A 6,298-nucleotide genomic window follows, 5' to 3' on the forward strand; every position below is an offset into this window, starting at 1 on the left:
CTCGACCACATCCGCATCGAAGCGGCCACGCGCGGCTTCCTCGCGCAGCAAGGCCGCCGCCGCGTCCTGCGGCAGCGCGTCGCGCCACGGGCGGCGCGCGCGCAGCGCGGCCCACGCCGCCGATGCGCCCAGCGTGCGGTGCGCGGCCGACAGCGCGTCGCCACCGAGGCCGCGGAAATAGCCGCTGCCGTCGAGCCGCTCATACGCATACGAGGCCAGCTCCGCTTCCGCGCCAAGGTCGCCGATCTGGCGGGCCGCGCGCGAGGTCCAGTAAGGCACCAGGCGGATGTGTTCCCAGTCCGACGGGGGCAGCCGGCCCGGCGTGTTCCACAAGCGGTTGGGCAGCGCGGCGCGGCCCATGCCGTGGATCAGGCCGGCGCGGTGCAGCCGCGCCTGCAGCCCGGCATCGAGCCCCTGCAGCGCGGCGCTCGCACGCGCCAGCTCCGCCACCTGCCGCGAGTACCCGGTCATCCACGGCAGCTTGAGATCGATGACGTCGGCGATCACGGTCAGGCGGACTTCCTCCGCGGCGGGCATGCCGGGCACGCCGGGCGCCTCGCCGTCCAGCTCAGCCAGCCAGTCGCGCGCGCGGCGGCGCAGCGGCTCCACCAGCGCGTCCGGATACTTGCGATTGCCCGCCGCCGCGATGCGCGCCAGCGCGCCATCGAGGCCGTGGGCGCGGCTGAGGATCTCCAGGTCGCTGGCCAGCGCCACGTGATAGACCAGCTCCGGCACCTCCGGATGCCGGAGCCCGCCGGGCATGCCGCTGCCGTCGTAGGTCTCGAAGATATTGCGCAGCCCGTGCTCCACCTCGCCGCGCATGCCCAGCATGGCCGCGATCTCGCCCGACACCTCGCAGTGGATTTCCGCCAGCGGGACGATGTCGCGCTGCTGCGCGTGGCTGAGCGCGGGCAAGGTCTGCGTGAGCATGGCATCGCGGCCGCCCACGTCGTCGCCGAGGAGCGCCTCGAAGCCGGCCGCGTTGGCGGTGCAGCCCGACCAGCGCAGCAGCGCCACCTGCTGCGCCGCGCTGCTGCCGGACGCGCCGCAGCCTGCCAGCGCGGCGAGCTGCGCGGCCAGCCACGCGGTACGCGGCGAGTGGTCGGTCGGCCGGCCCATGCTCAGGTCGCCGATAAAGGCCAGAGCCAGAATGGCGTCGCGGACCGGCACGGTGTCTGGGCTTTGCATGTGGCGTTCGGTAATGGTTGCGAGCGGTTGCGAGCGGTTGCGGACGGCTGCGGGCGACTGCGGCGAAACAGGCAGGATAGCCGGGAATGCCCGGATGACGAATGGGAACACAAAAGCACACGGCGGCGTCGCCAGGGGTCGGTTAATCGACCGATCCCCGCCGGCGGCGCAATTCCGGATACTGGGCTCCAGTCACATACCCCGTGCCGAGCAACCAACCGGAGATCCTCCATGCTGCATCGTAAAACCATTTCGCTTGCCCTGGGCGCCCTGGCGCTGGCCGCCGGCACCTTCGCCCACGCCGCCGCGCCCGCCGGCCAGGCCCCCGCGGTCGTGCTCGTGCATGGCGCCTTCGCCGACGGCTCGGACTGGGCCAAGGTGATCCCGCTGCTGCAAGCCAAAGGCATCAAGGTGCAGGCCGTGCAGAACGGCCTGAACTCGCTGCAGGACGATGTCGCCGCGACCCGCCGCGCCATCGACAGCCAGAAAGGCAAGGTGGTGCTGGTCGGCCACTCCTGGGGCGGCACCGTGATCACCGAGGCCGGCAACGACGACAAGGTGGCGGCGCTGGTGTACGTCGCCGCGTTCGCGCCCGACGCCGGCCAGTCCACCGAAGACGTCGGCAAGGGCTATCCCACGCCGCCGGGCATCAGCAAGCTGGTCGCCGATGCGCAAGGCTACCTGTCGCTGCCGCCCGAGGCGATGGCCCAGGACTTCGCGCAGGACGTGCCGGCCGCGCAGGCGCGCGTCATGGCCGTCACGCAAGGTCCCATCCAGGCAAAGTCGTTCGGCGAGAAGGTCACCACGGCCGCGTGGACCACCCGCCCCTCCTGGTACATCGTCAGCGAGAAGGACCGCATGATCCAGCCGGACCTCGAACGCGCGATGGCCAGGAAGATCGGCGCCAAGGTCACGAGCCTGCCGAGCAGCCACGTGCCGCAGCAGTCACGGCCGGCCGACGTGGCCAGGGTCATCCTCGACGCCGTCCAGGCCAGCGCGCAATAAGCGCCCTGGCACCCGCACATCGGCAACGGTGCCGGCCGTCGTGGCGACTGGCGCCGCGCCCGGCCGCGTGACAAGATACCTGCCTCTTCACCGAAGCGGCGCGCATCTTGTCGCGCGGCATGGGCATGGGCATGGAACAAGTGATATTTCGGGCGGCGGTGGCGGACGACCTCCCCGCCATCGTCGGATTGCTGGCCGACGATGCACTCGGCAGCCAGCGCGAAACCGTCGGCTCGCCGCTGGACGAGCGCTACCTGCGCGCCTTCGCGGCGATCGAGGCCGACCCCAACCAGCGCCTCGTGGTCGCGGTCCACGCCGGCATGGTGGTCGGCACGCTGCAGCTATCGTTTATCCCGGGCATCGCGCGCCGGGGTGCATGGCGCGGACAGATCGAAGCGGTGCGGGTCGCCGCGGCCCAGCGCAGCACGGGCCTGGGACAGAGGATGTTCGAATGGGCGATCGGCCAATGCCGCTCGCGTGGCTGCTCGCTGGTGCAACTCACCACGGACAAGGGCCGTCCGGATGCGCACCGTTTCTACGAGAGGCTGGGTTTCGTGGCCAGCCACGAGGGCTACAAGCTCAGCCTGTGACGCGGGGACCGGACAGCCACGCCCGCAGCGCCTGCCAGGCACGCAGTTTCTCCGCATAGGCCAGCGTGTAGGCGGGACTGCTGGAGGGCAGCTTGACGATGTGATGCCGCGCGGCATGCTGGTCGAGCGCCCTGGCGCCGATGCGCGCGGCCGTGCCGCCATTGAAGGCGATGACTTCGAGACCGGGGAGCGAGGCGACAAGGCCGGGCAGGTCGTTGCCGGCGTGGTCGCGTATGTTGCTGTCGAGGCTGCCCTCGCGGCGCGCTTCGGCCACCACGTCCCACAGGCCGATACGGTGGGCCAGCAGCGTGCGCAGGCGCGCAGCGTAGTCCATCCCCACCAGGTCCTCGCCGATGACCGCGCCGGTCAGGTGCCAGAAACGGTTCTGCCGGTGCGCGTAATACTGGCTCTGCGCAAGCGACACCTCGCCGGGCAGGCTGCCAAGGATCAGCACCCGAGTGTCGGCGTCGACCACGGGCGGGAAGCAGCGCTTGAGCGCCATTGTCTGTTCTTCGTCTACGGCCATGTTCGGCACCGCCCTCCCCCGCGAGCGGGAGAGGGCGGCCAGCCCCCGGTCAGGATCGGAGCCGTGCTCAGGCCAGCAGCTTGTTGATCCGGCGCACGTAGGCCGACGGATCTTCCAGCGTGCCGCCTTCGGCCAGCAAGGCCTGGTCGAACAGCACATGCACGCGGTCGCCGAAGGCCTCGTCGGCGGGGCCGGCCTCGGCCAGCGCGCGCAGCTTCTKCACCAGCGCGTGSTCSGGGTTCAGCTCCAGGATCGGCTGGGCGTCGGGCGCCTTCTGGCCGGCCTGCTTGAGCAGGCGCTGCAGGTAGCCGCTCATGTCGCCWTCGTCCGACACCAGGCACGATGCGGACTCGGTCAGGCGCAGCGTCACGCGCACGTCCTTGGCCTTGCCGTCGAGCACGGTCTTGGCGCGTTCGAGCACTTCCTTCCAGTCGCCTTCGGCCTTCTCCTGCTCAGCCTTCTCGCCGGCATCGGCCAGCGCGCCGAGCTCGAGGTCGCCGCGTGCCACCGACACCAGTTCCTTGCCGTCGAACTCGCGCAGGAAGGACAGCATCCATTCGTCCACGCGGTCGGTCAGCAGCAGCACTTCGATGCCCTTCTTGCGGAACACTTCCAGGTGCGGGCTCGACTTGGCCGCGGCCCAGCTGTCGGCCGTGACGTAGTAGATCTTGTCCTGGCCTTCCTTCATGCGGCCCACGTAGGCAGCCAGCGCCACCTTCTGCTCGGCGCTGTCCTCATGGGTGGAAGCGAAGCGCAGCAGCTTGGCGACACGCTCGAGGTTGCCGGCGTCTTCTCCCAGGCCTTCCTTGAGCACCTGGCCGAACTGCTGCCAGAAGGTGTCGTACTTGGCGCGTTCGGCTTCGTCCTCGCTGTCGGCCAGCGTCTCCAGCATCGACAGCACGCGCTTGGTGCAGCCTTCGCGGATGGCCTTCACGTCGCGGCTTTCCTGCAGCAGTTCGCGCGACACGTTGAGCGGCAGGTCGGCCGAATCCACCACGCCCTTGACGAAGCGCAGGTAGGACGGCAGCAGTTGCTCGGCCTCGTCCATGATGAAGACGCGCTTCACGTAGAGCTTGAGGCCACCCTTGTGGTTGCGGTCGAACATGTCGAACGGCGCGCGCGCCGGCACGTACAGCAGCTGGGTATATTCGCTGCGGCCTTCGACGCGGTTGTGGGTCCACGCCAGCGGGGCCTGGTTGTCGTGCGAGATGTGCTGGTAGAAGGCGGTGTACTGCTCGTCGGTGATGTCCGACTTGGAACGCGTCCACAGGGCGCTGGCCTGGTTGACGCTCTCCCACTCGCCGGTTTCCTTGTACGCGCTGGTCTCGGCATCCCACACTTCCTTGGGCATGCGGATCGGCAGCGAGATATGGTCGGAGTACTTCTGGATGATGCCCTTGATCTTCCACCCCGAGAGGAAATCGTCCTCGCCTTCGCGCAGGTGCAGCGTGATGGTGGAGCCGCGCTCGGCGCGGTCGATGGCATCCACGCTGAACTCGCCGTCGCCGGCGCTTTCCCAGCGCACCGCCTCGCTGGCGGGCAAGCCCGCGCGGCGMGTTTCCACCGTGACCTTGTCGGCCACGATAAAGGCCGAGTAGAAGCCCACGCCGAACTGGCCGATCAGCGCGGCGTCCTTCTGCTGGTCGCCGGAGAGCTGCTGGAAGAATTCCTTGGTGCCCGAGCGGGCGATGGTGCCGAGGTTGCGGATGGCCTCGTCGCGGCTCATGCCGATGCCGTTGTCGGTGATCTTCAGCGTGCGGGCCTTGGCGTCCGCCTCGATGCGGATGGCGAGGTCGGCGTCGTTCTCGAGCAGGGCCGGGTTGGCAATCGCCTCGAAGCGCAGCTTGTCAGTGGCATCCGAAGCATTCGAGATCAGCTCGCGCAGGAAGATTTCCTTGTTGCTGTACAGCGAGTGGATCATCAGGTGCAGCAATTGCTTCACTTCCGCCTGGAAGCTCATCGTCTCGTGCGGTGCGGTCATGGTTCTCCTCTTGGCAAACTTGGCTGAAACGAAAAATCTGGTTCTTGGCCGCGGCACATGGGCGCCGGGCCGTTGTCCCCAACATAGGGACGCGGGGCATGATTTTCAAGTGCAGCTAACGCCGCCCCAACTGACGCTCCAGGAAGGCCAGCATGTCCGGATCCTGGCTGCTGGCCACGTTGAAGCGCATCCAGCCCGACGGCATCTGGGACGGCGAGAACAGGCTGCCCGGCGCGAACAGGTAGCCTTCCTCGTGCCCGGCGGTGGCGATGGCGTTGGTGTCGCGCCCGGTATCCGCCCACAGGTACATGCCGGCATGCTGTCCCGGGAACAGGGTCAGGCCGAGGCGCTCCAGCGTACGGCGGGTGTCGTCGCGGGCGCGGTCCAGCCTGGTGCGCACCCGCTCCACATGCTTGCGGTAATGGCCCTCGGTAAGCACCTTGTAGAGCACGCGCTCGTTGATTTCCGGCGAGGCCAGGCCGGCCAGCAGCTTGCTGTCGGTCAGGTTGGCGGCGATCTCCGGGTGCGCGGCGATAAAGCCCACGCGGAGGTTGGCGGCCAGCGTCTTGGAGAAGCTGCCCAGGTAGATCACCCGGCGCAACTGGTCGAGGCTGGCCAGCCGCGTGGCGGCATGGCCGGGCGGGCACAGGTCGCAGTAGATATCGTCCTCGACGATCAGCAGGTCGTACTGCTCGGCCAGGCGCAGCAGCTGGAAGGCCTTGGCGGCCGACAGCGAGGTCCCGGTGGGGTTGTGCAGCACCGAGTTGATCACCATCAGGCGGGGGCGGCGTGCCTGCAGGATGCGCTCCAGCGCCTCCAGGTCCGGACCTTCGGCGGTATAGGGCATGCCGATCAGCTGCGCGCCCTGCGCGGCGAAGCGGCCGAACATCACGAACCAGGCCGGGTCGCCCACCAGCACCGCGTCGCCGGCGCGCAGGTAGAGCCGGGCGATCAGGTCCAGCGCCTGGGTGATGCCCGAGGTCAGCACGATCTGCTCGGGCACGGCAC

Annotated in this window: 6 protein-coding genes; 2 read left to right on the forward strand and 4 right to left on the reverse strand. The window is 69.0% G+C overall.

Translation table 11 applies throughout. The annotated features are described in order from the left end of the window. Window positions 1–1,188 (reverse strand): HD-GYP domain-containing protein (locus tag AC1DO7_RS38545; RefSeq protein ID WP_477117365.1); only part of this gene is annotated, 1,188 nt, incomplete at its 3' end. 231 nt (window positions 1,189–1,419) lie between these two features. Here AC1DO7_RS38545 and AC1DO7_RS38550 point away from each other — a divergent pair. Both AC1DO7_RS38550 and AC1DO7_RS38555 read left to right on the forward strand, forming a co-directional pair. Further along, complete coding sequence (locus AC1DO7_RS38550) at window positions 1,420–2,193, forward strand: alpha/beta fold hydrolase (protein ID WP_441613062.1); 774 nt, start codon at window positions 1,420–1,422, stop codon at window positions 2,191–2,193. Window positions 2,194–2,318: 125 nt separating this feature from the next. Continuing rightward, the gene (locus tag AC1DO7_RS38555; RefSeq protein ID WP_441613063.1) at window positions 2,319–2,783 is read left to right on the forward strand and encodes a GNAT family N-acetyltransferase; all 465 of its coding nucleotides are present in this window, start codon (window positions 2,319–2,321) and stop codon (window positions 2,781–2,783) included. Here AC1DO7_RS38555 and AC1DO7_RS38560 read toward each other — a convergent pair. From AC1DO7_RS38560 to AC1DO7_RS38570, 3 genes are all read right to left on the reverse strand, one after another. Beyond that, window positions 2,773–3,285 carry a DNA-deoxyinosine glycosylase gene (locus AC1DO7_RS38560; RefSeq protein ID WP_441613318.1) on the reverse strand — a complete coding sequence of 171 codons (513 nt, stop codon included), beginning with the start codon at window positions 3,283–3,285 and terminating at the stop codon, window positions 2,773–2,775. The two genes, AC1DO7_RS38555 and AC1DO7_RS38560, sit on opposite strands and share 11 nt — an antisense overlap. 91 nt (window positions 3,286–3,376) lie before the next feature. After that, entirely contained in the window at window positions 3,377–5,290 is a 1,914-nt protein-coding gene (htpG, locus tag AC1DO7_RS38565) for a molecular chaperone HtpG (RefSeq protein ID WP_477117366.1), read from the reverse strand. A gap of 115 nt (window positions 5,291–5,405) precedes the next feature. Next, window positions 5,406–6,298 (reverse strand): aminotransferase-like domain-containing protein (locus tag AC1DO7_RS38570; protein ID WP_477117367.1); only part of this gene is annotated, 893 nt, incomplete at its 5' end.

The organism is Cupriavidus sp. 05N40 (assembly GCF_056397305.1).

Excerpts from the sequence above, each read along its gene's own strand:
- AC1DO7_RS38550 (WP_441613062.1), top strand. The coding sequence starts at position 1,420 with ATGCTGCATCGTAAAACCATTTCGCTTGCCCTGGGCGCCCTGGCGCTG.
- AC1DO7_RS38555 (WP_441613063.1), top strand. The coding sequence starts at position 2,319 with ATGGGCATGGAACAAGTGATATTTCGGGCGGCGGTGGCGGACGACCTC.
- AC1DO7_RS38560 (WP_441613318.1), bottom strand. The coding sequence starts at position 3,285 with ATGGCGCTCAAGCGCTGCTTCCCGCCCGTGGTCGACGCCGACACTCGG.